20 protein-coding genes are annotated in these 21,576 nt (G+C 69.6%); 10 read left to right on the top strand and 10 right to left on the bottom strand.

Annotated elements, in window-relative coordinates:
* Positions 1 to 137 precede the first annotated feature (137 nt).
* The 3 genes from ACFWHU_RS22850 (at position 138) to ACFWHU_RS22840 (ending at position 4,739) form a co-directional block, all read left to right on the top strand.
* Complete coding sequence (locus tag ACFWHU_RS22850; RefSeq protein WP_387226714.1) at positions 138 to 1,973, top strand: PQQ-binding-like beta-propeller repeat protein; 1,836 nt, start codon at positions 138 to 140, stop codon at positions 1,971 to 1,973.
* Between the two features lie 64 nt (positions 1,974 to 2,037).
* Positions 2,038 to 3,879, top strand: a complete 1,842-nt coding sequence (locus ACFWHU_RS22845; RefSeq protein ID WP_387226712.1) for a PQQ-binding-like beta-propeller repeat protein — start codon at positions 2,038 to 2,040, stop codon at positions 3,877 to 3,879.
* Between the two features lie 191 nt (positions 3,880 to 4,070).
* Positions 4,071 to 4,739, top strand: a complete 669-nt coding sequence (locus tag ACFWHU_RS22840) for a LuxR C-terminal-related transcriptional regulator (protein ID WP_078076901.1) — start codon at positions 4,071 to 4,073, stop codon at positions 4,737 to 4,739.
* Between the two features lie 55 nt (positions 4,740 to 4,794).
* Here ACFWHU_RS22840 and ACFWHU_RS22835 read toward each other — a convergent pair whose 3' ends face one another.
* Positions 4,795 to 5,100: a hypothetical protein gene (locus ACFWHU_RS22835; protein ID WP_385797345.1), complete on the bottom strand. Its 306-nt coding sequence runs from the start codon at positions 5,098 to 5,100 to the stop codon at positions 4,795 to 4,797.
* Positions 5,101 to 5,122: 22 nt separating this feature from the next.
* Positions 5,123 to 6,805 carry a sodium:solute symporter family protein gene (locus ACFWHU_RS22830; RefSeq protein WP_385797343.1) on the bottom strand — a complete coding sequence of 561 codons (1,683 nt, stop codon included), beginning with the start codon at positions 6,803 to 6,805 and terminating at the stop codon, positions 5,123 to 5,125.
* Positions 6,806 to 7,023: 218 nt separating this feature from the next.
* Here ACFWHU_RS22830 and galT point away from each other — a divergent pair, with 218 nt between their 5' ends.
* From galT to galK, 3 genes are read left to right on the top strand one after another with little or no spacing between them, the layout of a single operon-like run.
* The gene (gene galT, locus ACFWHU_RS22825) at positions 7,024 to 8,070 is read left to right on the top strand and encodes a galactose-1-phosphate uridylyltransferase (RefSeq protein ID WP_385797341.1); all 1,047 of its coding nucleotides are present in this window, start codon (positions 7,024 to 7,026) and stop codon (positions 8,068 to 8,070) included.
* Positions 8,067 to 9,035 (top strand): UDP-glucose 4-epimerase GalE, encoded by a 969-nt coding sequence (gene galE / locus ACFWHU_RS22820; RefSeq protein ID WP_387226709.1) that lies wholly within the window; start codon positions 8,067 to 8,069, stop codon positions 9,033 to 9,035. The genes galT and galE overlap by 4 nt, the downstream gene beginning before the upstream one ends.
* Positions 9,032 to 10,189, top strand: coding sequence for a galactokinase (gene galK / locus ACFWHU_RS22815; protein WP_387226706.1), 1,158 nt, complete (start codon positions 9,032 to 9,034; stop codon positions 10,187 to 10,189). Before galE ends, galK begins: the two co-directional genes overlap by 4 nt.
* A gap of 22 nt (positions 10,190 to 10,211) precedes the next feature.
* Here galK and ACFWHU_RS22810 read toward each other — a convergent pair whose 3' ends face one another.
* Complete coding sequence (locus tag ACFWHU_RS22810; RefSeq protein ID WP_385797334.1) at positions 10,212 to 10,655, bottom strand: GNAT family N-acetyltransferase; 444 nt, start codon at positions 10,653 to 10,655, stop codon at positions 10,212 to 10,214.
* A gap of 259 nt (positions 10,656 to 10,914) precedes the next feature.
* Between ACFWHU_RS22810 and ACFWHU_RS22805 the strand changes: the two genes are divergently transcribed.
* On the top strand, positions 10,915 to 11,685 hold the full coding sequence (locus tag ACFWHU_RS22805) for a LuxR C-terminal-related transcriptional regulator (protein ID WP_385797332.1): 771 nt from the start codon (positions 10,915 to 10,917) through the stop codon (positions 11,683 to 11,685).
* A 55-nt stretch (positions 11,686 to 11,740) separates the two neighbouring features.
* Here ACFWHU_RS22805 and ACFWHU_RS22800 read toward each other — a convergent pair whose 3' ends face one another.
* Positions 11,741 to 12,238, bottom strand: coding sequence for a MarR family transcriptional regulator (locus ACFWHU_RS22800; RefSeq protein ID WP_356584440.1), 498 nt, complete (start codon positions 12,236 to 12,238; stop codon positions 11,741 to 11,743).
* 131 nt (positions 12,239 to 12,369) lie between these two features.
* Between ACFWHU_RS22800 and ACFWHU_RS22795 the strand changes: the two genes are divergently transcribed.
* Positions 12,370 to 13,239, top strand: coding sequence for a trans-aconitate 2-methyltransferase (locus tag ACFWHU_RS22795; RefSeq protein WP_385797328.1), 870 nt, complete (start codon positions 12,370 to 12,372; stop codon positions 13,237 to 13,239).
* The gene (locus ACFWHU_RS22790; protein WP_387226703.1) at positions 13,239 to 13,601 is read left to right on the top strand and encodes a glyoxalase; all 363 of its coding nucleotides are present in this window, start codon (positions 13,239 to 13,241) and stop codon (positions 13,599 to 13,601) included. The genes ACFWHU_RS22795 and ACFWHU_RS22790 overlap by 1 nt, the downstream gene beginning before the upstream one ends.
* Positions 13,602 to 13,739: 138 nt before the next feature.
* On the opposite strand, the gene ACFWHU_RS22785 is transcribed toward ACFWHU_RS22790, so the two are convergent.
* Positions 13,740 to 14,435, bottom strand: a complete 696-nt coding sequence (locus ACFWHU_RS22785; RefSeq protein ID WP_385797324.1) for a TetR family transcriptional regulator — start codon at positions 14,433 to 14,435, stop codon at positions 13,740 to 13,742.
* Positions 14,432 to 15,442, bottom strand: a complete 1,011-nt coding sequence (locus tag ACFWHU_RS22780) for an acyl-CoA desaturase (RefSeq protein WP_385797322.1) — start codon at positions 15,440 to 15,442, stop codon at positions 14,432 to 14,434. The genes ACFWHU_RS22785 and ACFWHU_RS22780 overlap by 4 nt, the downstream gene beginning before the upstream one ends.
* A gap of 225 nt (positions 15,443 to 15,667) precedes the next feature.
* Between ACFWHU_RS22780 and ppc the strand changes: the two genes are divergently transcribed.
* Positions 15,668 to 18,445 (top strand): phosphoenolpyruvate carboxylase, encoded by a 2,778-nt coding sequence (ppc, locus tag ACFWHU_RS22775; RefSeq protein ID WP_385797320.1) that lies wholly within the window; start codon positions 15,668 to 15,670, stop codon positions 18,443 to 18,445.
* Between the two features lie 64 nt (positions 18,446 to 18,509).
* On the opposite strand, the gene ACFWHU_RS22770 is transcribed toward ppc, so the two are convergent.
* The 4 genes from ACFWHU_RS22770 to ACFWHU_RS22755 all read right to left on the bottom strand — a co-directional run bounded on the left by ACFWHU_RS22770 (position 18,510) and on the right by ACFWHU_RS22755 (position 21,541).
* A complete protein-coding gene (locus ACFWHU_RS22770; protein WP_385797318.1) occupies positions 18,510 to 18,980 on the bottom strand; it encodes a hypothetical protein in 471 nt (156 codons plus the stop codon).
* Between the two features lie 65 nt (positions 18,981 to 19,045).
* On the bottom strand, positions 19,046 to 19,642 hold the full coding sequence (gene pth, locus ACFWHU_RS22765) for an aminoacyl-tRNA hydrolase (RefSeq protein ID WP_387226700.1): 597 nt from the start codon (positions 19,640 to 19,642) through the stop codon (positions 19,046 to 19,048).
* Positions 19,643 to 19,775: 133 nt separating this feature from the next.
* On the bottom strand, positions 19,776 to 20,366 hold the full coding sequence (locus ACFWHU_RS22760; RefSeq protein ID WP_385797313.1) for a 50S ribosomal protein L25/general stress protein Ctc: 591 nt from the start codon (positions 20,364 to 20,366) through the stop codon (positions 19,776 to 19,778).
* Between the two features lie 197 nt (positions 20,367 to 20,563).
* Positions 20,564 to 21,541 carry a ribose-phosphate diphosphokinase gene (locus ACFWHU_RS22755; RefSeq protein WP_385797310.1) on the bottom strand — a complete coding sequence of 326 codons (978 nt, stop codon included), beginning with the start codon at positions 21,539 to 21,541 and terminating at the stop codon, positions 20,564 to 20,566.
* Positions 21,542 to 21,576 lie beyond the last annotated feature (35 nt).

Here is a 21,576-nt window from a genome sequence, read left to right as displayed (position 1 = left end):
CGTGACACTGCGGATTCCCAAGCCCGAATCGCTCCGTTCCGGTGGCACCTGCTGACATTCGACAGCCGGTCTTCCCGCCTCCGGAACAGCGGGGGAGACCGACCGGACGAAGGACCGTACGACAAGGGGGAAGGCTGATGACCCAGCCGCCCAGCCAGCCACCGCCGCCGGGCCAGCAGCCGGGCCAACAGCCGGGCCAGGAGCCGGGTTACGGATACCCGCAGGGGCCGCCGCAGGGGCAGCCCGGATACGGCTACCCGCAGACACCGCCCGTCCCCGGTCAGCCGCCGGGTCAGCCGGGTCCGTACAACCAGCCCGGCCCGTACGGCTCGCAGCCGGGCCAGCCCGGCCCGTACGGCTCGCAGCCGGGCCAGCCCGGCCCGTACGGCCAGCCGGGCCCCTACAACCAGCCGGGACCGTACGGCCAGCAGGCCAACCCGTACGGCGGTGGCGGCGGTTACCCGCCCCAGCAGTACCCCGGCGCGCCCACCCCGCCCCCCGGCGGCAACGGCGGCGGCAGCTTCTTCAAGCGCAAGCCCGGCGTCGTGATCGCCGCGGCCGTCGCGGGTCTGCTCGTCATCGGCGGTGGCACCTGGTTCTTCGTCAGCGGTGACGACGAAGGCGGCAAGAAGAGCGTCAGCAAGAAGGACGACGACGCCAAGCCCGACGGCAACGGCTCGGACGACGAGCCCGACACCGGTGACGGAACCGGCGGCGGGCGCGAGGCGCAGGACGACCTCAACGCCGGTCGCAAGGACGGCGAGTCGAAGATCCTTTGGCTTCAGAAGAACGACGTCGACCTGCCGAAGAACGGCGCCGACGTGTACGGCCCGTGGTTCGCCGGCGACATCGTCGTCAAGGCCATGTACAAGAAGGTCGTCGGCTACAGCGCCGCGGACGGCAAGCAGAAGTGGAGCCTCACCCTGCCCGCCGAGATGTGTGCGGCGCCCACGGTGTCCACGGCCGACGGCAAGATCGTCCTCGGGATCAAGGATGGTGTCTCGGAGAAGTCCGACTGCGCCGTTCTCCAGCAGGTCGACCTCAAGACCGGCAAGGGCGGCTGGAAGCAGACGCTCAAGCAGCAGGGCAACTTCGACTTCCTCTCCGACATCACCCTCGCCATCAACGGCGACACCGTCACCGCGGCCCGCACCGGTCACGCCAACGCCTTCCGGATGAGCGACGGCAAGGCGCTCTTCGACGAGGTGGCGGGCAACTGCCAGCCCGACGCGATCTCCAGCGGCGCCAGGATGATCGCCGCCGAGTCGTGCCCCGGCGGTGACATCGACAAGCAGCAGAACCAGGTCCAGGAACTCGACCCGGTCACCGGCAAGGCCAAATGGACGTACAAGCTCAAGACCAACTGGGAACTCGACAAGGTCTATTCGAGCGATCCGATCGTCCTGTCGCTGACGGAGCCGGACAAGAAGTCCTGGGCCATCGTCGCGCTCAACGACAACGGCACCGTGCGCTCCCAGATCGACGGCGGCAAGGACAAGTTCCAGCCCAAGTGCGGCGGAGGCTTCATCGTCTTCGGGTCCAACCTGGACGGCTGCACCGGTGTCGCCGCCGACGCCACCACCTTCTACATGGCGACGCAGCCCAGCGAGACCGGCTCGTCCGGCACCAACGAGGTCATCGCCTTCAGCCTCGACACCGGCAAGGCCAAGTGGCGCGCCAAGGCCCCGGCCGAGCGCGTCATGACGCCGCTGCGGATGGAGGGCGCGAACGTGCTCCTCTACTTCGAGCCGTCGTACGACAAGGGCGGCGCCGTCGCGACCCTGGCGCCCACCGGAGGCGCCCCCAAGGTGCTGCTCAACAACCCGCAGTCCACCTCCCAGATCGAGAGCTCGTTCTACGACACCGAACTGGACTACGTGGGCGGGCGGTTCTTCGTGACCAGCAGCCGGGTCAGCGCCAGTGACGACAAGGCCGAGATGGAGACGAAGACCATGATGGCCTTCGGCAAGTGACACACTCCGTGTCTCTCCGACTCCGCTCCGTACGCATACTCATCCCTTTTGAGGTAAGCACGCCATGACCCAGCCACCCCAGCCGCCCAACGAGCCCCCGCAGGGAGGGTTCGGCAAGCCGCAGGAGCCGCCGGCCGGGGGCTTCGGTGCACCGACCGAGCCGCCTCCCGGCGGATTCGGCGCGCCGACGCCGCCGCCCGAGCAGCCCGGCTACGGCTATCCGCAGACGCCCCCCGGCCAGCCCGGCCAGCCCGGTCAACCGCAGTACGGCTACCCGCAGCAGGGCCAGTACCCGCAGCAGCCGCCGACGCAGCCCATGGGCCAGCCGCAGTACGGGTATCCGCAGCAGGGCCAGCCCCAGTACGGCTACCCGCAGCAGCCGGGCCAGCCGTACAACCAGCCCGGTCCGGGCGGACCCGGCGCACCCGGCGGGCCCGGTGCCCCCGGCGGCAAGAAGATCAGCACGCAGGCGCAGATCATCATCGCCGCGGTCGTCGCCGTCGTCCTGATCGTCGGCGGTGGCGTGTACTTCGCCTCCAGCGGCGACGACGAAAAGGGCAACCAGGCCAAGAAGTCCGACACCAAGGGCGGTGACAAGGACGGCGACAACGGCAAGTCCCTCGGCGGCGGCACGGAGAAGCCCCCGGGGAACAACAAGTCGAAGGTCGCCTTCCAGCTTCCGCAGCCCAAGGTCGGCGACATCACCGACGTGTCCGGCTCGTGGCTCACCGACAAGGCGTACGTCAAGACCGGCGTGAACCAGATCGTCGGCTACGAGGCCGACACCGGCAAGCAGCTCTGGACCATCCCGCTGCCCGGCCAGGTCTGCGCGGCCTCGCGCCACGCCACCGAGGACAACAAGACGGCCGTCGTCTTCGCCGCGAGCAAGCCGACCGCCAAGGAGAAGTACGTCTCCTGCACCGAGGTCGGCGCGATCGACCTCGACAAGGGCGCACTGCTGTGGACCGAGTCGGTCACGGGCGGCAACTCCGGTGACGACAAGGCCGCCTTCCGGGAGGTCACCCTCAGCGGCAAGACCGTCGCAGTCGGCGGCACCGACGGCGGCGCGGCCTTCGACCTCACCACCGGCGACAACCTGTGGAAGCCCGACGTCAACGCCGAGGGCTGCTACGACATGGGTTACGGCGGCGGCCCCGCGCTCGTCGCGGCCCGCAAGTGCGGCTCGTACGACGACCCGACGGTGACGATCGAGACCGTGAAGCCGACCGACGGGACGCCGATCTCCAAGTTCAAGATGCCCGCGGGCGTCGAGTACGTCTCCGTCGTCTCCACCAAGCCGCTCGTCGTCGCGGCCGACGTCGGCGACACCGCAGGTGACGGCAGCGGCATCTCGGACTTCTTCTCCATCGACGAGAAGACGGGCAAGCTGCGCGCCAAGATCCCCGTGGACGCGGACAAGTACGCGGGCCAGTGCGGCTCCACCGAGGTGGAGCAGTGCTCCAAGCTCGCCGTCGGCAACGACAGGATCTACGTGCCGACCGAGGAGCACGAGGGCACCGGCGACGAGTACGGCCAGACCAACGAGATCGTCTCCTTCGACCTCGCGACCGGCAAGGCCACGACGGACCGGGCCGACGCGGGCGAGCGCTACGCGATGTACCCGCTGCGCATGGACGGGTCGAACATCATCGCGTACAAGTGGCCCCCGTACGACAAGGGCGGACAGATCGTCTCCATCGACGGCGCCACGTTCAAGGAGACGGTTCTCATGGAGAACCCGGGCGAGGAATCCGTCCGTGAGGCGGAGACCAGCTTCTCGCTGGACGGCGCGGAGATCCGCTTCGGCGGCGGCCGGATGTACACCTCGGAGACGCTGATCAGCGAGCCGAGCGACTACAGCAAGGACCGCAAGGAGTACCTCGTGGTGGCGTTCACCACGAACTAGCCTGGTTCGTGATCGCCGGGCGGGCCGCACACGCGGCCCGCCCGGCGATCACGTTTCGCCCCTGAATCGCGGCGAATTCGACAAGTAGGCGTCTTCTTACCCGTATGGGGGCGCGCGGTCCCGGCCGAGCGTGTAGCTTGCCGGGTCAGGGGGGCCGGGGGGCCCTGGGCCTGGGGGGATGGGGATTCTCGATGGGCATACGGCTCATGGTGGTCGACGACCACCGACTACTCGCCGAGGCGCTCGCCTCGGCCCTGAAACTGCGCGGGCACCGGGTGCTCGCGGCCGCCGCGCCCACGGCCGGCGCCGCCGAACTGGTCGTGAGCCGGGCGCCCGAGGTGTGCCTCATGGGGACGGCGGCACCGGCCGGTCCCGGCGCCTTCGACCCGATCGTACGGATCCGGCGCGAGCGACCGCAGGTGGCGGTCGTGGTCCTGGGGCCGGTGCCGAGTCCGCGCGGTATCGCCGCGGCCTTCGCGGCCGGGGCGTGCGGATACGTACGGCACGACGAACGCATCGAGGGTGTCGAACGCGCCATAGTGAAGGCGCGGGCGGGCGACGCGGCCGTGGCGCCGGGGCTGTTGCAGGGGGCGTTCACCGAACTGCTGAACCCGGTGGCCCAGCCGGACGACGAGGGGCAGCGTCTGCTGCGGATGCTCACACCGCGCGAGGTCGAGGTGCTGGTGCGCGTCGCCGAGGGGGAGGACACCCGGCTGATCGCCGCCGGTATGGGTATCGCGCCGAGCACCGCCCGTACGCATGTGCAGCGGGTCCTGATGAAGCTGGGCGTGGGCTCCCGGCTCGAGGCCGCGGCGCTGGCCGCGCGGACGGGGCTGCTGGACCGGGCCATGAACGAGTGATCGCCGGACGGGCCGTCCGCACGGCCCGTCCGGCGATCGGCGGCAAGCGCGGCGGTTACTTCCCGGCGTCGGGCGCGTCCGGTTCGTCCGTCGCGGCCGGCGGCGGTATCTCCGTCGGGCGCAGCTTCATCCAGCCCAGGAAGAACAGGCCGAGTGCCAGCATCGCCAGCCCCGTCCAGAGGTTGATGTTGACGCCCTCGGCCTTCTCCATGTCCGCGTCGGACACGAAGACACCGGCGACGGTGACGATCACCCCGTACAGCGTGAACAGGCCGCCGATGATGAGCCGGATGTCGAACAGGCGGGCCGCCGTGGCGGACTTGCTCTCCAGTTCGGAGACTTCTTTGTGCAGGTCGGACATGATGAGTGTGCCTCCGCTTCTGTCAGAACGAGTACGGGATGTAGCAGGCCGCGGCGAGGACGATCGCGCCCCAGCCGAGCAGGGCGGGCTTGCGGTACCACGCGTCGTCGCCCTCGGCCGGTGCCTCCGACATACCGGGTGACGTCGTCCCGTACACCAGGCCCGCGAGTTCGGCCTCCGGCTTGGGCGCGGTGAACAGCGTGACGGCGACCATCACCACGGCGCCGGCGACGAAGCCGACGATCGCGGAGACGAAGTTGGCGCCCTGGTCGCTGGGTATGTCGATGACGCCCTGCTTGTAGATCCAGAAGTAGTTGACCATCGCGGCCGTCGTACCGGCGACCAGACCCCAGGCACCGGACTTCATCGAGGCCCGCTTCCAGAACATACCGATGATGAAGACCACGAACATCGGCACGTTGAAGAAGGAGAACAGGGTCTGGAGGTAGCTCATGATGTTGGAGAAGCTGGCGGCGATGAAGGCCGTGCCGACGGAGGCCAGCACACCGATCGCGGTGATCAGCCGACCGAAGCGCAGGTAGTACGTGTCCTCCCGGTCCTTGACCACGTACCTCTGCCAGATGTCGGTGGTGAAGACGGTGTTGAACGACGACACGTTCGCCGCCATGCCGGCCATGAAGGCGGCCATCAGACCCGTGACGGCGATCCCGAGCACACCGTTGGGCAGCAACTCCTGCATCAGCAACGGGATCGCGTCGTTGTACGTGAGGTCCGAGCCCGCCGTGCCTATCTTCGGCACGATCACGGCGGCGACCAGGCCCGGGATCATCACCAGGAAGACGATGAAGATCTTCGGGAACGCGGCGATCAGCGGGGTGCGCTTGGCGGCGGAGAGGTTCTTGGCGGAGAGCGCGCGCTGCACCTCGGCGAAGTTGGTCGTCCAGTAGCCGAAGGAGAGCACGAAGCCGAGCCCGAGGATGATCGTCAGCCAGTTGGCGCCGAGCGGGTTGGCGTCACCGATGCCCGTACCGCCCCAGGCGCTCAGGAAGTTGTCACCCTTGCTCGCGCTCAGCGAGTCGGTCAGACCGTCCCAGCCGCCGACCCGCTTGAGGCCGAGGACCGTGAGGGGGATGAGCGCGGCGAGGATGACGAAGAACTGGAGCACTTCGTTGTAGATCGCCGACGAGAGGCCGCCGACGGTTATGTACGCGAGGACGAAGAACCCGGCGACGACGATCGAGACCCACTGGGGCCAGCCGAGCAGCGCCTCGACCACGATCGACAGGGCGTAGAGGTTGACGCCCGCGATGAGGATGGCGGCGAAGGCGAAGAGGACCGAGCTGAGCAGGTGCGCCGACTTGTCGAAGCGCTGGAGCAGGAACTCGGGGACGGACCGCACCTTGGAGCCGTAGTAGAACGGCATCATCACCAGGCCGAGGAAGACCATGGCGGGGATCGCGCCGATCCAGTACCAGTGCACGACGGCCACGCCGTACTGGGCGCCGGTCGCGGCCATGCCCAGGATCTCGGTCGCGCCGAGGTTGGCGGCGACGAAGGCGAGGCCGGTGACCCAGGCCGGCAGTGATCTGCCGGAGAGGAAGAAGTCGAGGCTGGTCTTGACGCTCGCCCGGGCGGCGAAGCCGATGCCGAGGACCACGATGAAGTAGATCGCCAGGATCGTGTAGTCGAGGCCGTTCGTGGGGAGCCGAAGTCCTTCGGCCAGGTAGTACGTGGGGGACTGCATGGGGGTACCCGCTTCGTCGCGTGAACGTTTCGTCGGTGGAGCCTGCAATGACTCCGTCGGAACTTACGCCTCCTATTAACGAAACTGAACACTTTTGATGGTGTTCTTTGTTCGATCGTGATCGAGTGCCACAACCGTTGACGTGAGTGTTGGCTCGTGGTTAGTTATGTTTAGTTCTGTTTGAGTGCGGGCTCGGGTGTGGCCGGAGGAAGAAGACGATGAAGAAGACGGTGACGGCGCTCGCCGACGGCCGGGAGCTGATCTACTACGACTCCCGTGACGACGCCGTACGCGACGCCGTGGACCAGCGGCCCCTCGAACCGATCTCCACCACCTCCGAGATCCGCCGCGACCCGCTGCTCGGCGACTCGGTCGCCGTCGCCTCGCACCGCCAGGGCCGCACCTACCACCCGCCGGCCGGCGAGTGCCCGCTCTGTCCCACCGACGCCGCCGCGGGCCGGCTCAGCGAGATCCCCGACAGCGACTACGACGTGGTCGTCTTCGAGAACCGCTTCCCCTCCCTCGCCGGGGACGCCGGACGCTGCGAGGTCGTCTGCTTCACCTCCGACCACGGTGCCTCCTTCGCCGACCTCACCGAGGAACAGGCCGGTCTCGTCCTCGACGTATGGACCGACCGCACCGCCGAACTGGCCGAACTCCCGCAGGTGGAGCAGGTGTTCTGCTTCGAGAACCGCGGCCCCGAGATCGGCGTGACCCTCGGCCATCCGCACGGGCAGATCTACGCGTACCCCTTCGTCACCCCCCGAACCGAACGGATGTCCCGGTCGGTCGCCGAGCACCGCGCCGCCACCGGGGGCAACCTCTTCGACGACGTCCTGGAGCGCGAGCGTGCCGCCGGCCGGGTGATCCTCACGGGTGAACACTGGGTGGCGTTCGTGCCGTACGCGGCGCACTGGCCGTACGAGGTGCACCTCTATCCGCTGCGCCGGGTGCCGGACCTGCGGGGCCTCGACGAGGCGGCGCGCGCCGAGTTCCCCGCCGTCTATCTGGAGCTGCTGCGGCGCTTCGACCGGATCTTCGGCGCGGGCGAACCGCCGACGCCGTACATCTCCGCCTGGCACCAGGCACCGTTCCGCCAACCGGGGCGCCACGACTTCGCACTTCACCTGGAACTTTTCACCATCCGCCGGACGTCGGGCAAGCTGAAGTTCCTCGCGGGATCCGAGTCCGGAATGAACGTCTTCATCAACGACGTACCGCCGGAGACCGCGGCCGAGCGACTGCGAGAGGTAGCGAGCGCGTGAGTGGCAAATATCTGGTGACGGGCGGCGCGGGGTATGTCGGCAGCGTGGTCGCCACGCATCTGCTGGAGGCCGGGCACGAGGTGACCGTGCTCGACGACCTCTCCACCGGCTTCCGGGAAGCGGTCCCGGCGGGCGCCGAATTCATCGAGGGCCGGGTCCACGACGCGGTCAAGTGGCTCGACCCCTCCTACGACGCGGTCCTGCACTTCGCCGCGTCCTCACAGGTCGGCGAGTCCGTCGCCAGGCCCGAGAGGTACTGGGAAAACAACGTCGGCGGCTCGATGGCGCTGCTGGAGGCCATGCGCGCCGCCGGCGTACGCAAGCTCGTCTTCTCCTCGACGGCCGCGACGTACGGCGAGCCCGTCTCCACCCCGATCACCGAGAGCGACCCGACCGCGCCGACCAGCCCCTACGGCGCCACCAAGCTCGCCGTCGACCACATGATCGGCGGCGAGTGCGTGGCGCACGGGCTCGCCGCGGTCTCGCTGCGGTACTTCAACGTGGCGGGCGCGTACGGGAGTTACGGCGAGCGGCACGACCCCGAGTCGCACCTGATCCCGCTCGTCCTGCAAGTCGCCCTCGGCGCACGGGAGTCGATCTCCGTGTACGGCGACGACTACCCGACCCCGGACGGCACGTGCGTGCGCGACTACATCCATGTCGCCGACCTCGCGGACGCCCATCTGCTCGCCCTGACGGCCGCGGCCGAAGGGGAACACCTGATCTGCAACCTCGGCAACGGCAGCGGGTTCTCCGTCCGCGAGGTCATCGAGACCGTACGCACCGTCACCGGGCACCCGGTGCCGGAGGTCGTGGCCCCCCGCCGCGCCGGCGACCCCGCGGTCCTGGTCGCCTCCGCCGCCACGGCGCGCGAGCGCCTGGGCTGGACCCCGAGCCGGGCCGACCTGGCGGGGATCGTCGCGGACGCGTGGGCGTTCGCACGTCGAGAGGAGACACACAGGTGAGTGGTCCGAGCGTGGCCGACGGGTTCGAGGAGCTGTACGGCGCGGCGCCCGAGGGGGTGTGGGCCGCGCCCGGCCGGGTGAATCTCATCGGCGAGTACACCGACTTCAACGACGGCTTCGTGATGCCGCTCGCGCTGCCGCACACCGCCGTCGCGGCGGTGTCGCGGCGCACGGACGGCGTCCTGCGGGTGCACTCCGCCGACGCCCCCGGCGGGGTGGTGCGGCTCGCCGTCGACGATCTGGTGCCGCTCTCCGACACCGGCTGGGCCGCGTATCCGGCGGGCGTCGTATGGGCGCTGCGCGAGGCGGGCCACGCGATATCGGGCGCCGACATCCACCTCGCGTCGACCGTGCCGACGGGCGCGGGACTCTCCTCGTCGGCGGCGCTGGAGGTCGTGACCGCGCTCGCACTGAACGACCTGTACGAACTCGGCCTGTCGGCACCCGAGTTGGCGGTCCTCGCCCAGCGCGCCGAGAACGCGTTCGTCGGCGTCCCCTGCGGCGTCATGGACCAGATGGCCTCCGCCTGCTGCACCGACGGGCACGCGCTGTACCTCGACACCCGCGACCTCTCGCAGCGCCAGGTCCCCTTCGACCTGGCCGCCGTCGGGCTTGAGCTGCTGGTCGTCGACACACGGGTGAAGCACTCCCTGGGCGACGGCGCGTACGCGGAGCGACGCGCCGGTTGCGAGACCGGCGCGCGGGCGCTCGGCGCGCGCACGCTGCGTGAAGTGGAGTACGCGCATCTGCCCGCCGCGCTGGACCGGCTGGCGGGCGAGGCGGAGAACGTACGCCGCTATGTCCGCCATGTCGTGAGCGACAACCACCGCGTGGAGCGGGTCATCGGCCTGCTCGACGCGGGCGACGTCCGCGCGGTCGGCCCGGTCCTGGTCGAGGGCCATGTCTCGCTCCGCGACGACCTGCGGGTCTCGTGCGCCGAACTGGACCTCGTGGTGTCGTCGGCGGTGGCGGCGGGCGCGCTCGGCGCGCGGATGACGGGCGGCGGCTTCGGCGGCTCGGCGATCGTCCTGGTCGAGACGGCGGACGCGGACACGGTGACGAAGGCGGTCCTGGAGGCGTTCGCGTCGGCGGGCCACACTGCTCCCCGCGTCTTCCCTGCGGTCCCGTCGCGGGGGGCGCACCGGGTGAGCTGAGGCCGCGGTCCCCGGGTCGAGGTCAGGTCAGGCGCTTGATGAAGAGGAACTCCGTGACGCCGGGCGGATAGTCGGGGATGTGCCCCGCCAGGTCGTAGCCCTGCCGCCGGTAGAACGCCGGCGCCTGGAAGTCCCAGGTCTCCAGGCGCGCGTGCGTACAGCCCCGGCCGCGGGCCAGGTCCTCCGTCTCCGTCAACAGGCGCGTGCCGAGGCCCGTGCCGCGGTGCGTCTCGTCGATCCACAGCAGGTCGACATGGAGCCAGCGCGCCCACACATGGGCCGCGAGCCCGCCCGCGAGCGCGCCCGTCGACTCGTCCACCAGCCACACGTGCAGCGGGAACTCCTCGTCGTCGGCCGACCCCCGCAGCTCCCGCAGGACCGCCGAACGTGCTGTGTTGGTGTCCCGCATCCGCTCTTGCAGCAACGCCCGTCGTTCGTTGTCGACTTCTGTCTCTAGACGGAACATGCGCCCCACCCTAACCAGCCGTCGCCGATCAGTTCTGTAAATAGTCTTCCGCTCCGGGCCCCCGCCCGTACGCTGATGCACAGCACCGGTGGGGGCCGGTGCTGATCAGGGAAGCGAGACAGTCGGGTACGACGCCCAGGGGTGGGTGGGCAGCCGCACGGCGGCGGCCGTGGCGGCATCAGTGTCCACGAGGACGCCGGCTCACCCCACCGGGCGCCGTACCCGCGTCGTCCCGCGCCCCGACATCTGGGGGTGTCAATTGGTCCGTATCAGAGTTCTCGTGGTGGACGACCACCGCATATTCGCCGAGTCGCTGGCAGCCGCCCTCGCGGCGGAGCCCGACGTGGACGTCGCGGCCGCCGGCAGCGGTCCCGCCGCGCTGCGCTGCCTGGAGCGGGCGGCGACCGAAGGGCGCGCGTACGACGTGATGCTGGTCGACGCCGACCTGGGCATCGTCGCGGGCGCGGGCGTCGGTCCGGTGGCCCGCGCCGTACCCGACAGCGGCGAGGCCGGTCTCGGACTCGTCGACGGCATCTCGCTGGTCGCCGGCGTCCGTTCGGGACAGCCGTCGGTGCGCTGCGTGGTCCTCGCGGAGAAGGACGACCCGAGCCGCGCGGCACTCGCCCTCCAGGCGGGAGCCTCCGGCTGGGTCGCCAAGGACTGCTCGCTGCAACGGCTGCTTGCGGTGATCAGGGGCGTACTGCGCGACGAGACGCATCTGCCGCCCGCGCTGCTCACGAACGTCCTGCGGGAGCTGACCGCCGCGCGCAAGCACCGCACGGACAGCGAGCGGCTGGTCGACTCGCTGACGCCGCGCGAGCTGGAGGTACTGCGCTGCATGGTGGCGGGCCTGGGGCGCAAGGCGGTGGCCGAGCGCCTCTTCCTGTCCCCGCACACGGTCCGTACGCACATGCAGAACGTGCTGGGGAAGCTCGGCGTCCACTCGACACTGGCGGCGGTCGCACTGGCCCGCCGCGCGGGAGTGGGCCCGGCGGACCTGGGCGACACGGACGCGGTACGGGTGGGCTAGGCCTGGTGGGTCCCTGTCCGGAGCCCGGCCGTTTCACGGGCCGGGCAGTCGTACCTCAGCCGGGGACGTTGTCGAACGGCGCGGTCAACCGGCGCAGCAGCGCGGCCAGTTCGCCGCGCTGCCCGCGCGACAGCTCCGCGAGGATCGCGCGCTCCTGGGCGAGCAGACCGGCCAGCGCCTGATCGGCGCGGTCGCGCCCTTCGGGGGTGAGCCGTACGAGGACCCCGCGCCGGTCACTGGGGTCGGGCAGCCGCTCGACCAGGTCCTTCTTCGCGAGCCGGTCGATGCGGTTGGTCATCGTGCCGGACGTGACCAGGGTCTGGGTCAGCAGCTGACCGGGGGAGAGCTGGTACGGAGCGCCGGCCCGCCGCAGCGAGGTCAGGACGTCGAACTCCCACGGCTCCAGATTGTGCTCGGAGAACGCGAGGCGCCGGGCCCGGTCGAGATGGCGCGCGAGCCTGCTGACGCGGCTGAGCACCTCAAGTGGTTCCACGTCGAGGTCCGGCCGCTCCCGGCGCCATGCTGCGACCAGACGGTCGACCTCGTCCTCCATGGCGATCAGTGTAGAGGGTCTGTCGACATGAAGTCTCTTGACGTCAAGATATACTTGAGTGCAGGCTTGGGCATGGTCGGGCGCGGACGGGAATCCGCTCGTCCGCTCCGTATCCCGAGGGGACTTCGTACATGCATTCGGCAGCGACTCCGGCGACCAATCCGGTACCCACCCCGGCATCCACCTCCGCACCGACCTGGGACCCGGAGCAGTACCTCCACCACTCCGCGCACCGCACCCGCCCGTTCCTGGATCTGCTGGGCCGGATCCCCGAGCTGCCGGGCGGGAACCGGCCCGCCCGCATAGCCGACATCGGCTGCGGCCCCGGCAACGTCACGGCGCTCCTCGCCGAACGGTGGCCCACCGCCCACATCACCGGATTCGACCTCTCCACCGAGATGCTGGCACAGGCCGAGAAGGAGTACGCGGGACCCACACCCGGCGGCGGCCGGCTGGACTTCCGGCCCGCCGACGCCGCGCACTGGACGCCCGACGAGCCGTACGACCTGATCGTCTCCAACGCCGCGCTCCAGTGGGTCCCCGGCCACGCCGAATCGTTCGCGAGCTGGATCGACGGCCTGAACCCCGGCGGTACGTTCGCCTTCCAGGTGCCCGGCAACTTCACCGCCCCCAGCCACGCCCTCCTCGGCGAACTGTGCGAGACCCCGCGCTGGAGCCGCCGCCTCGACAGCCACGGCCGGCGCTTCGTACACATCCTGGACCCGGCCGAGTATCTGCTGCGCCTCACGGACCTCGGCTGCACGGCGGACGCCTGGGAGACCACGTACCTCCAGCTGCTCTCCGGCGAGGACCCGGTGCTCGACTGGGTCAAGGGCACCGCCCTGCGGCCCGTCCTCACCGAACTCGCCGACGACCCGGAGGCGGCGGAGGAATTCCTCGGCCAGTACGGCGACCTGCTCCGCAAGGCCTATCCACCCGGCCCGCACGGCACGGTGTTCCCGTTCCGCCGGATCTTCGCGGTCGCGAGAAGGCGCGCCTGATGATCGCGGACGTCGACCATGTCCAGCTCGCCGCCCCGGCGGGCTCGGAGGACGCGCTGCGCACGTACTACGCCGACGTCCTGGGTATGACGGAGATCCCCAAACCGCCGGCACTGGCGGTACGCGGCGGCTGCTGGTTCCGGACCGGCCGGGTCCAGCTCCACCTCGGCATCGAGGCGGACTTCCGCCCGGCGAGAAAGGCCCATCCGGGCCTGCGGGTCACCGGCATCGACGCGTTCGCGGCCCGCCTGGAGAGCCACGGCGCCCCGGTGGCCTGGGACGACAGCCTCCCGGGTCACCGCCGCTTCTACTCCGACGACCCGGTGGGCAACCGCCTGGAGTTCCTGGAGCCGGTGACCTGAGCGGCCTGCCCCGACCCGGCCCGACACCAGAACACCCACCCGACACCAGCACACCGGGGCGCCACGAGAACGTGGCGCCCCGGTGGTGGGACCCGGACCCCGGAAGCGGTCTCGGCGCTCTTGCGGCGCGGCCCGCTCTCACACCTTGCGGTGCCCTATCAGTCGTGGCTTCGCCTCCAGATTGCCCAGCCCGTGCCACGCCAGATTCACCAGGTGCGCCGCCACCTCGTTCTTCTTCGGGCGGCGGGTGTCCACCCACCACTGGCCCGTCAGTGCCACCATGCCCACCAGGGCGTGCGCGTACAGAGGCGCCAGCTTCGGGTCGAAGCCGCGTGCCTTGAACTCCATGCCGAGAATGTCCTCGACCTGCGTGGCGATGTCACTGATCAGCGAGGCGAACGTGCCCGTCGACTGCGCCACCGGCGAATCGCGGACCAGGATGCGGAAGCCGTCCGTGTACTCCTCGATGTAGTCGAGGAGCGCGAACGCCGCCTGCTCGCACAGCTCCCGCGGATGGCCCGCCGTAAGAGAACTCGTCACCATGTCGAGCAGCTGGCGCATCTCCCGGTCGACCACGACCGCGTACAGGCCCTCCTTGCCACCGAAGTGCTCGTACACCACCGGCTTGGAGACGCCCGCCTTCGACGCGATCTCCTCGACCGACGTGCCCTCGTAGCCCTTCTCGGCGAACAGGGTGCGGCCGATGTCCAGCAGTTGCTCGCGACGCTCCTTGCCGGTCATCCGCACCCGGCGGGAGCGCCGGGCGGGCGCGCTCGGGGTCCGGCTCTTCTGGGTGTCGCTCTTACCGCCGTCGATCGCCACGTTGCCAATCATGCCGCGTTGGAATGGTCAATTTTCCGCCGGGCGTCCAGCCGTCCGGCATCCGGCCAGCGCACGCTGTGCGCCCAGCCGAACGCCTCGAACCACCGGATCAGCCGGGCACTGGAGTCGATCTGACCTCGCAGCACACCGTGCCGGGCGCTCGTCGGGTCCGCATGGTGCAGGTTGTGCCATGACTCGCCACAGGACAAGACCGCCAGCCACCACACATTGCCTGACCGGTCACGGGATTTGAACGGCCGCTTGCCCACCGCGTGACAGATCGAATTGATCGACCACGTCACGTGGTGCAGCAGCGCCACCCGCACGAGCGAGCCCCAGAAGAACGCCGTGAAAGCGCCCCACCACGACATCGTCACCAGCCCGCCGACCAGCGGCGGGATCGCCAGCGACACGAACGCCCACAGCAGGAACTGCCGCGAGACCCGGCGGATCGCCGGATCCCTGATCAGATCCGGCGCGTACTTCTGCTGCGGCGTCTGCTCCTCGTCGAAGAGCCAGCCGATGTGCGCCCACCACAGGCCCTTCATCAGCGCGGGCAGGCTCTCGCCGAACCGCCACGGCGAGTGCGGGTCACCCTCCGCGTCCGAGAACTTGTGGTGCTTGCGGTGATCGGCGACCCAGCGGACCACCGGACCCTCCACGGCCATCGACCCCGCCACGGCCAGCGCGATCCGCAGCGGGCGCTTCGCCTTGAACGAGCCGTGCGTGAAATAGCGGTGGAAGCCGACCGTGATGCCATGGCAGCCGATGAAATACATCGCCACGAGCAGACCCAGATCGAGCCAGCTCACCCCCCAGCCCCAGACCAGCGGAACGGCGCCGAGCAGGGCGATGAAGGGCACGACGATGAAGAGCAGCAGCGTGATCTGCTCCAGCGAACGCTTGTTCTCCCCGCCGAGCGTGGCTGAGGGAGTGGAGGGGGTGGGGGGAGCGGAGGAACCGTCCGGCGCAGGCTGGGCCTGTGAGGAGTCGCCGAGAACGTCAGGGCTTGTCGACATGGGTGTGTCCCCTGGAGGTGTGGAATGCGGCATTCTGCCCGTCTACGGGCGCGTAACCTACGGCAACGTAAGTATGGCAGCGAAGAGGCACGCGACAAGGGGCCTGTGGATAACGACGCGCAAAGGACACCTATCCTTGTGACGTCGGACAGCGCGGTCCGGTCGAACAATCTCTCCAGAACCTTCTCCTCCCGACGTGCTCAAACACTGCAAGGAGCCGCACCTGTGAGCAGTGCCGACCAGACCCCGACCGCCGACCGGTCCACGACCGACCGGCCGTTGCACACCGAGGGCGCCACCTCCAACGTCGAGCTGCGCTCCGACATCCGCCGGCTCGGCGACCTCCTCGGCGAGACCCTCGTACGCCAGGAGGGACCCGAACTCCTCGACCTCGTCGAGCGTGTCCGCGCCCTCACCCGCGAGGACGGCGAAGCAGCCGCCGCGCTGCTCGGCGACACCGACCTGGAGACCGCCGCGAAGCTCGTCCGCGCCTTCTCCACCTACTTCCACCTCGCCAACGTCACCGAGCAGGTCCACCGGGGCCGCGAGATGCGCGACCGCCGGGAGGCCGAGGGCGGGCTCCTCGCCCGTACCGCCGACCGTCTCAAGGACGCCGACCCGGACCATCTGCGCGCCACGGTCAAGAACCTCAGCGTCCGCCCCGTCTTCACCGCACACCCCACCGAAGCCGCGCGCCGCTCCGTACTGAACAAGCTCCGCCGCATCGCCGAACTCCTCGAACTGCCCGTCATCGCCGCCGACCGGCGCCGCCACGACCTGCGGCTCGCCGAGTCCATCGACCTGATCTGGCAGACCGACGAACTGCGCGTCGTACGGCCCGAGCCCGCCGACGAGGCCCGCAACGCCATCTACTACCTCGACGAACTCCACGCCGAAGCCGTCGGTGACGTCCTTGAGGACCTCGTCGCCGAACTCGAACGCGTCGGCGTCGAACTGCCCTCCGGCACCCGCCCCCTCAGCTTCGGCACCTGGATCGGCGGCGACCGCGACGGCAACCCCAACGTGACCCCCGCCGTCACCTGGGAAGTGCTGATCCTCCAGCACGAACACGGCATCACCGACGCGCTCGAACTCATCGACCAGCTGCGCGGCCAGCTCTCCAACTCCATCCGGTACGCGGGCGCCACCCAGGAACTCCTCGACTCGCTCGCCACCGACCTGGACCGCCTCCCCGAGATCAGCCCCCGCTACAAGCGCCTCAACGCCGAAGAGCCGTACCGCCTCAAGGCCACCTGCATCCGGCAGAAGCTCGTCAACACCCGTGAGCGCCTCGCCAAGGGCACCCCGCACAGCGCGGGCCGCGACTACCTCGGCACCTCACAGCTGCTGGATGACCTCACCCTCATCCAGGAGTCCCTGCGCTCCCACCGCGGCGGCCTCTTCGCCGACGGCCGCATGGACCGCACCATCCGCACCCTCGCCGCGTTCGGGCTCCAGCTCGCCACCATGGACGTACGCGAACACGCCGACGCCCACCACCACGCGCTCGGCCAGCTCTTCGACCGCCTCGGTGAAGAGTCCTGGCGGTACGCGGACATGCCGCGCGAGTACCGGCAGAAGCTCCTCGCCAAGGAACTGCGCTCGCGGCGCCCCCTCGCCCCCACCCCCGCGCCGCTCGACGCCGCCGGCGAGAAGACCCTCGGCGTCTTCCACACCGTCAAGCAGGCGTTCGAACGCTTCGGCCCCGAAGTCATCGAGTCCTACATCATCTCGATGTGCCAGGGCGCCGACGACGTCTTCGCCGCCGCCGTCCTCGCCCGCGAGGCCGGACTGCTCGACCTGCACTCCGGCTGGGCGAAGATCGGCATCGTGCCGCTCCTGGAGACCACCGACGAGCTGCGCGCCGCCGACATCATCCTCGACGAGATGCTCGCCGACCCCTCCTACCGACGGCTCGTCTCCCTGCGCGGCGACGTCCAGGAGGTCATGCTCGGCTACTCCGACTCCTCCAAGTTCGGCGGCATCACCACCAGCCAGTGGGAGATCCACCGCGCCCAGCGCCGCCTCCGCGACGTCGCCCACCGCTACGGCGTACGGCTCCGCCTCTTCCACGGCCGCGGCGGCACCGTCGGCCGCGGCGGCGGCCCCTCGCACGACGCGATCCTCGCGCAGCCCTGGGGCACCCTGGAGGGCGAGATCAAGGTGACCGAGCAGGGCGAGGTCATCTCCGACAAGTACCTGATCCCGGCCCTCGCCAGGGAGAACCTGGAACTGACCGTCGCCGCCACCCTCCAGGCATCCGCCCTGCACACCGCGCCCCGCCAGTCCGACGAGGCGCTGGCGCGCTGGGACGCCGCCATGGACACCGTCTCCGACGCGGCCCACGGCGCGTACCGCAAGCTCGTCGAGGACCCGGACCTGCCCGCGTACTTCTTCGCCGCGACGCCCGTCGACCAGCTCGCCGACCTGCACCTCGGCTCACGCCCCTCGCGGCGCCCGGACTCCGGCGCCGGACTCGACGGGCTGCGCGCCATCCCGTGGGTCTTCGGCTGGACGCAGTCGCGGCAGATCGTGCCCGGCTGGTACGGGGTCGGCTCCGGCCTCAAGGCGCTGCGGGAGTCGGGTCTCGACCCGGTCCTGGACGAGATGCACGAACACTGGCACTTCTTCCAGAACTTCCTCTCCAACGTCGAGATGACCCTCGCCAAGACCGACCTGCGGATCGCCAGGCACTACGTCGACACCCTGGTGCCCGACGAGCTCAAGCACGTCTTCACCGCCATCGAGGAGGAGCACGCGCTCACGGTGCGGGAAGTCCTGCGGATCACCGGCAACGAGCAGCTGCTGGGCTCCAACCCGGTACTGCGGCAGACGTTCGCCATCCGCGACGCCTACCTCGACCCGATCTCCTACCTCCAGGTCTCGCTGCTCGCGCGCCAGCGCGCGGCGGCGGCCCGCGAGGAAGCACCGGACCCGCTGCTCTCGCGGGCTCTGCTGCTGACGGTCAACGGAGTGGCGGCAGGGCTGCGCAACACAGGCTGAGCCAACGCCGAGTGGGGCGCCGGACGGGCCGATGGCGGCTCGTCCGGCGCTTTCGTGCCAGGTGTCAGAGTGCGAAGAACGCCGCCGCCAGGAGGAGCGCGCCCGCCAGCGCCGTACCCCATCCCGTACGCGTCAGCCGCATCCCGCCGCCGACCACCGGCGCCGCCAGCAGCAGCGCGCCGCCCAGCGGCACCCATGCCAGCAGTGCGCCGGACGAGCCCGCGCGGACCAGTTCCTCGGTGCCGGGCTTCAGTACCACCTCGTACTCGCGGCCCTTCTTCACCGCCACCGACCGCTCGATGGGCGCCCCGGCGCGCGGTGGCGGCGGCCCCTCGGGGTCGTACTTCCCCGTACAGGTCGTATCGCCGCACTCGGTGACCGACAGCGTGCCGTGCTCACGGCCCTTGGAGAGCAGTACGTGCTGCGCCGTGTCCCAGGACGTCCAGAAACCCGCGACGAGCAACAGCCCGGCGACGCACGCCATCGCGACGCGGCGGCCCACCGACAGGGCGAGTTGGGACGAGCTCGGCTTCATGGACCGCGATCCTTGGCCATTCGGACGCGGTCGGTCAACTTGTGCTCAAGAAATGGTCGTTGTTGTCAGGAGTTGTACGCGCTCTGCGCGCGCTCAAGCCCCTCCGTCACCAGACACTCCACGGCGTCGGCCGCCCGGTCCACGAGGAAGTCCAGCTCCTTGCGCTCCACGGACGAGAAGTCCTTCAGTACGAAGTCGGCCACCTGCATCCGTCCCGGCGGCCGGCCGATCCCGAAGCGGACCCGGTGATAGTCGGGGCCCATCGACTTCGTCATCGACTTCAGACCGTTGTGGCCGTTGTCCCCGCCGCCCAGCTTCAGCCGCAGGGTGCCGTAGTCGATGTCCAACTCGTCATGGATCGCCACGATATTGGCCGTCGGCACCTTGTAGAAGTCCCGCAGCCCGGCGACCGGCCCACCGGACAGATTCATGAACGACAGCGGCTTCGCCAGCACCACCCGCCGGCTGCCCGGTCCCATCGGCCCCACCCGGCCCTCAAGGACCTGCGCCTGTGCCTTCTGCGCGCGCTTGAACGAGCCGCCGATCCGGCCCGCGAGGAGATCGGCCACCATGTAACCCACGTTGTGACGGTTGGCCGCGTAACCCGGGCCGGGATTGCCCAGGCCCACGATCAGCCACGGGGCGGTGACATCGGTCGTCATCTGCGCTGCGTCTCCTCAGGACGAAGAAGAACGGGGTGGCGGGCACCGGCCCGCCACCCCGTCGGGCAAAGCGTTTTTCTCGGAAACCCGCCGGATCTCAGGATCCGGCGGAAACTCACATCCGGGCGGAGGCTCAGACCTCGGCGGCGGCCTCGTCGGCCGCGTCCTCGGCACTCGGCTCCTCGGCCTGCGCGGCCAGGATCTGGATGACGACCGCGTCCTCGTCGGTCACCAGCGTCGTGCCCTCGGGCAGCGGGACATCCTTCGCCAGGATGGAGGCACCGGCCTCCAGGCCCTCGACGGAGACCGTGACGGACTCGGGGATGTGCGTCGCCTCGGCCTCGACGGTCAGGGTGCTCAGCACGTTCTCCAGCAGGAACGGACCCGGGGCCAGCTCGCCCTCGGTGTGCACCGCGACCTCGACCGTGACCTTCTCGCCGAGCTTCACCGCGAGCAGGTCGACGTGCTTGATGAAGCCCTTGAGCGCGTCACGCTGGACGGCCTTGGGGATCACGAGCTCCTTGCGGCCCTCGATGTCGATGCTCAGGAGGGCGTTGGCCGTCTTGAGCGCCATCATCAGGTCGTGACCCGGCAGGGAGATGTGAACGGGGTCGGCGCCGTGACCGTAGATGACCGCGGGAACCTTGTTCTCACGACGGGTACGGCGGGCGGCGCCCTTGCCGAACTCGGACCGGACCTCAGCGCTGATCTTGACCTCAGCCATGGCTGCACTCCTCGTAGATGACACATAGGTGACGATGAGACTGGTGGTCACCCGGCCACGACAGGCCTGCTACGAAGAGCGCGTCGATAACGGACAGCCGCGAATGAAAGCGGCCTCCCTCGCCGAGCAACTCCGTGAGTCTACCCGGCGGGGAGGCCGCCCAGAAATCGATCTTCAGAACCGGTGCGGGGGCTGTGCTACGCCTGCTCGTCGAAGAGGCTGGTCACCGAACCGTCCTCGAACACCTCACGCACCGCACGCGCGATCGTCGGCGCGATCGACAGCACCGTGATCTTGTCCATCTCCAGATTGCCCGGGTCCGGCAGCGTGTCCGTGAAGATGAACTCGCTCACCTTCGAATTCTTCAGCCGGTCCCCGGCCGGACCGGACAGCACACCGTGCGTCGCCGTCACGATGACGTCCTCGGCGCCGTGCGCGAACAGCGCGTCCGCGGCGGCGCAGATCGTGCCACCGGTGTCGATCATGTCGTCCACCAGGACACAGACCCGGCCCTCGACGTTGCCCACGACCTCATGGACCGTCACCTCGTTCGCGACATCCTTGTCGCGACGCTTGTGCACGATCGCCAGCGGCGCGTCCAGCCGGTCGCACCAGCGGTCCGCCACCCGTACACGGCCGGCGTCCGGCGAGACCACCGTCAGCTTCGACCGGTCGACCTTCGTCGCCACGTAGTCCGCCAGGATCGGCAGCGCGAACAGATGGTCCACCGGACCGTCGAAGAAGCCCTGGATCTGGTCCGTGTGGAGGTCCACGGTCAGAATGCGGTGCGCGCCCGCCGTCTTCATCAGGTCCGCCACCATGCGGGCCGAGATCGGCTCGCGCCCACGGTGCTTCTTGTCCTGCCGGGCGTATCCGTAGAAGGGAACGATCACCGTGATGCTCCGGGCGGAGGCCCGCTTCAGAGCGTCGATCATGATCAACTGTTCCATGATCCATTTATTGATCGGAGCCGTGTGGCTCTGGATCAGAAAACAGTCCGCACCACGAGCCGACTCCTGATAGCGCACGTAGATCTCACCGTTGGCGAAATCGAACGCCTTGGTCGGCACTATCCCGACACCCAGCGTATGGGCGACAGCCTCGGCCAGCTCGGGGTGGGCGCGGCCGGAAAAGAGCATCAGCTTCTTCTCGCCGGTCGTCTTGATCCCGGTCACAGCACAGTCTCCTCAGACGTGTTGATTGCCGCTGA

It is taken from the genome of Streptomyces sp. NPDC060366 (assembly GCF_042725135.1).
Lineage (GTDB): Bacteria > Actinomycetota > Actinomycetes > Streptomycetales > Streptomycetaceae > Streptomyces.
This window is presented reverse-complemented; position numbering and strand designations above follow the sequence as displayed.

What these genes read in the sequence shown, in the direction of transcription:
- ACFWHU_RS22785 (WP_385797324.1), bottom strand. Translation starts at nt 14,435, where the DNA reads ATGATTGGCAACGTGGCGATCGACGGCGGTAAGAGCGACACCCAGAAG.
- ACFWHU_RS22840 (WP_078076901.1), top strand. Translation starts at nt 4,071, where the DNA reads ATGGGCATACGGCTCATGGTGGTCGACGACCACCGACTACTCGCCGAG.
- ACFWHU_RS22850 (WP_387226714.1), top strand. Translation starts at nt 138, where the DNA reads ATGACCCAGCCGCCCAGCCAGCCACCGCCGCCGGGCCAGCAGCCGGGC.
- pth (WP_387226700.1), bottom strand. Translation starts at nt 19,642, where the DNA reads ATGACGACCGATGTCACCGCCCCGTGGCTGATCGTGGGCCTGGGCAAT.
- ACFWHU_RS22835 (WP_385797345.1), bottom strand. Translation starts at nt 5,100, where the DNA reads ATGTCCGACCTGCACAAAGAAGTCTCCGAACTGGAGAGCAAGTCCGCC.
- galT (WP_385797341.1), top strand. Translation starts at nt 7,024, where the DNA reads ATGAAGAAGACGGTGACGGCGCTCGCCGACGGCCGGGAGCTGATCTAC.
- ACFWHU_RS22795 (WP_385797328.1), top strand. Translation starts at nt 12,370, where the DNA reads ATGCATTCGGCAGCGACTCCGGCGACCAATCCGGTACCCACCCCGGCA.
- ACFWHU_RS22810 (WP_385797334.1), bottom strand. Translation starts at nt 10,655, where the DNA reads ATGTTCCGTCTAGAGACAGAAGTCGACAACGAACGACGGGCGTTGCTG.
- ACFWHU_RS22770 (WP_385797318.1), bottom strand. Translation starts at nt 18,980, where the DNA reads ATGAAGCCGAGCTCGTCCCAACTCGCCCTGTCGGTGGGCCGCCGCGTC.
- ACFWHU_RS22790 (WP_387226703.1), top strand. Translation starts at nt 13,239, where the DNA reads ATGATCGCGGACGTCGACCATGTCCAGCTCGCCGCCCCGGCGGGCTCG.
- ACFWHU_RS22760 (WP_385797313.1), bottom strand. Translation starts at nt 20,366, where the DNA reads ATGGCTGAGGTCAAGATCAGCGCTGAGGTCCGGTCCGAGTTCGGCAAG.
- ACFWHU_RS22845 (WP_387226712.1), top strand. Translation starts at nt 2,038, where the DNA reads ATGACCCAGCCACCCCAGCCGCCCAACGAGCCCCCGCAGGGAGGGTTC.
- ACFWHU_RS22800 (WP_356584440.1), bottom strand. Translation starts at nt 12,238, where the DNA reads ATGGAGGACGAGGTCGACCGTCTGGTCGCAGCATGGCGCCGGGAGCGG.
- ACFWHU_RS22830 (WP_385797343.1), bottom strand. Translation starts at nt 6,805, where the DNA reads ATGCAGTCCCCCACGTACTACCTGGCCGAAGGACTTCGGCTCCCCACG.
- ACFWHU_RS22780 (WP_385797322.1), bottom strand. Translation starts at nt 15,442, where the DNA reads ATGTCGACAAGCCCTGACGTTCTCGGCGACTCCTCACAGGCCCAGCCT.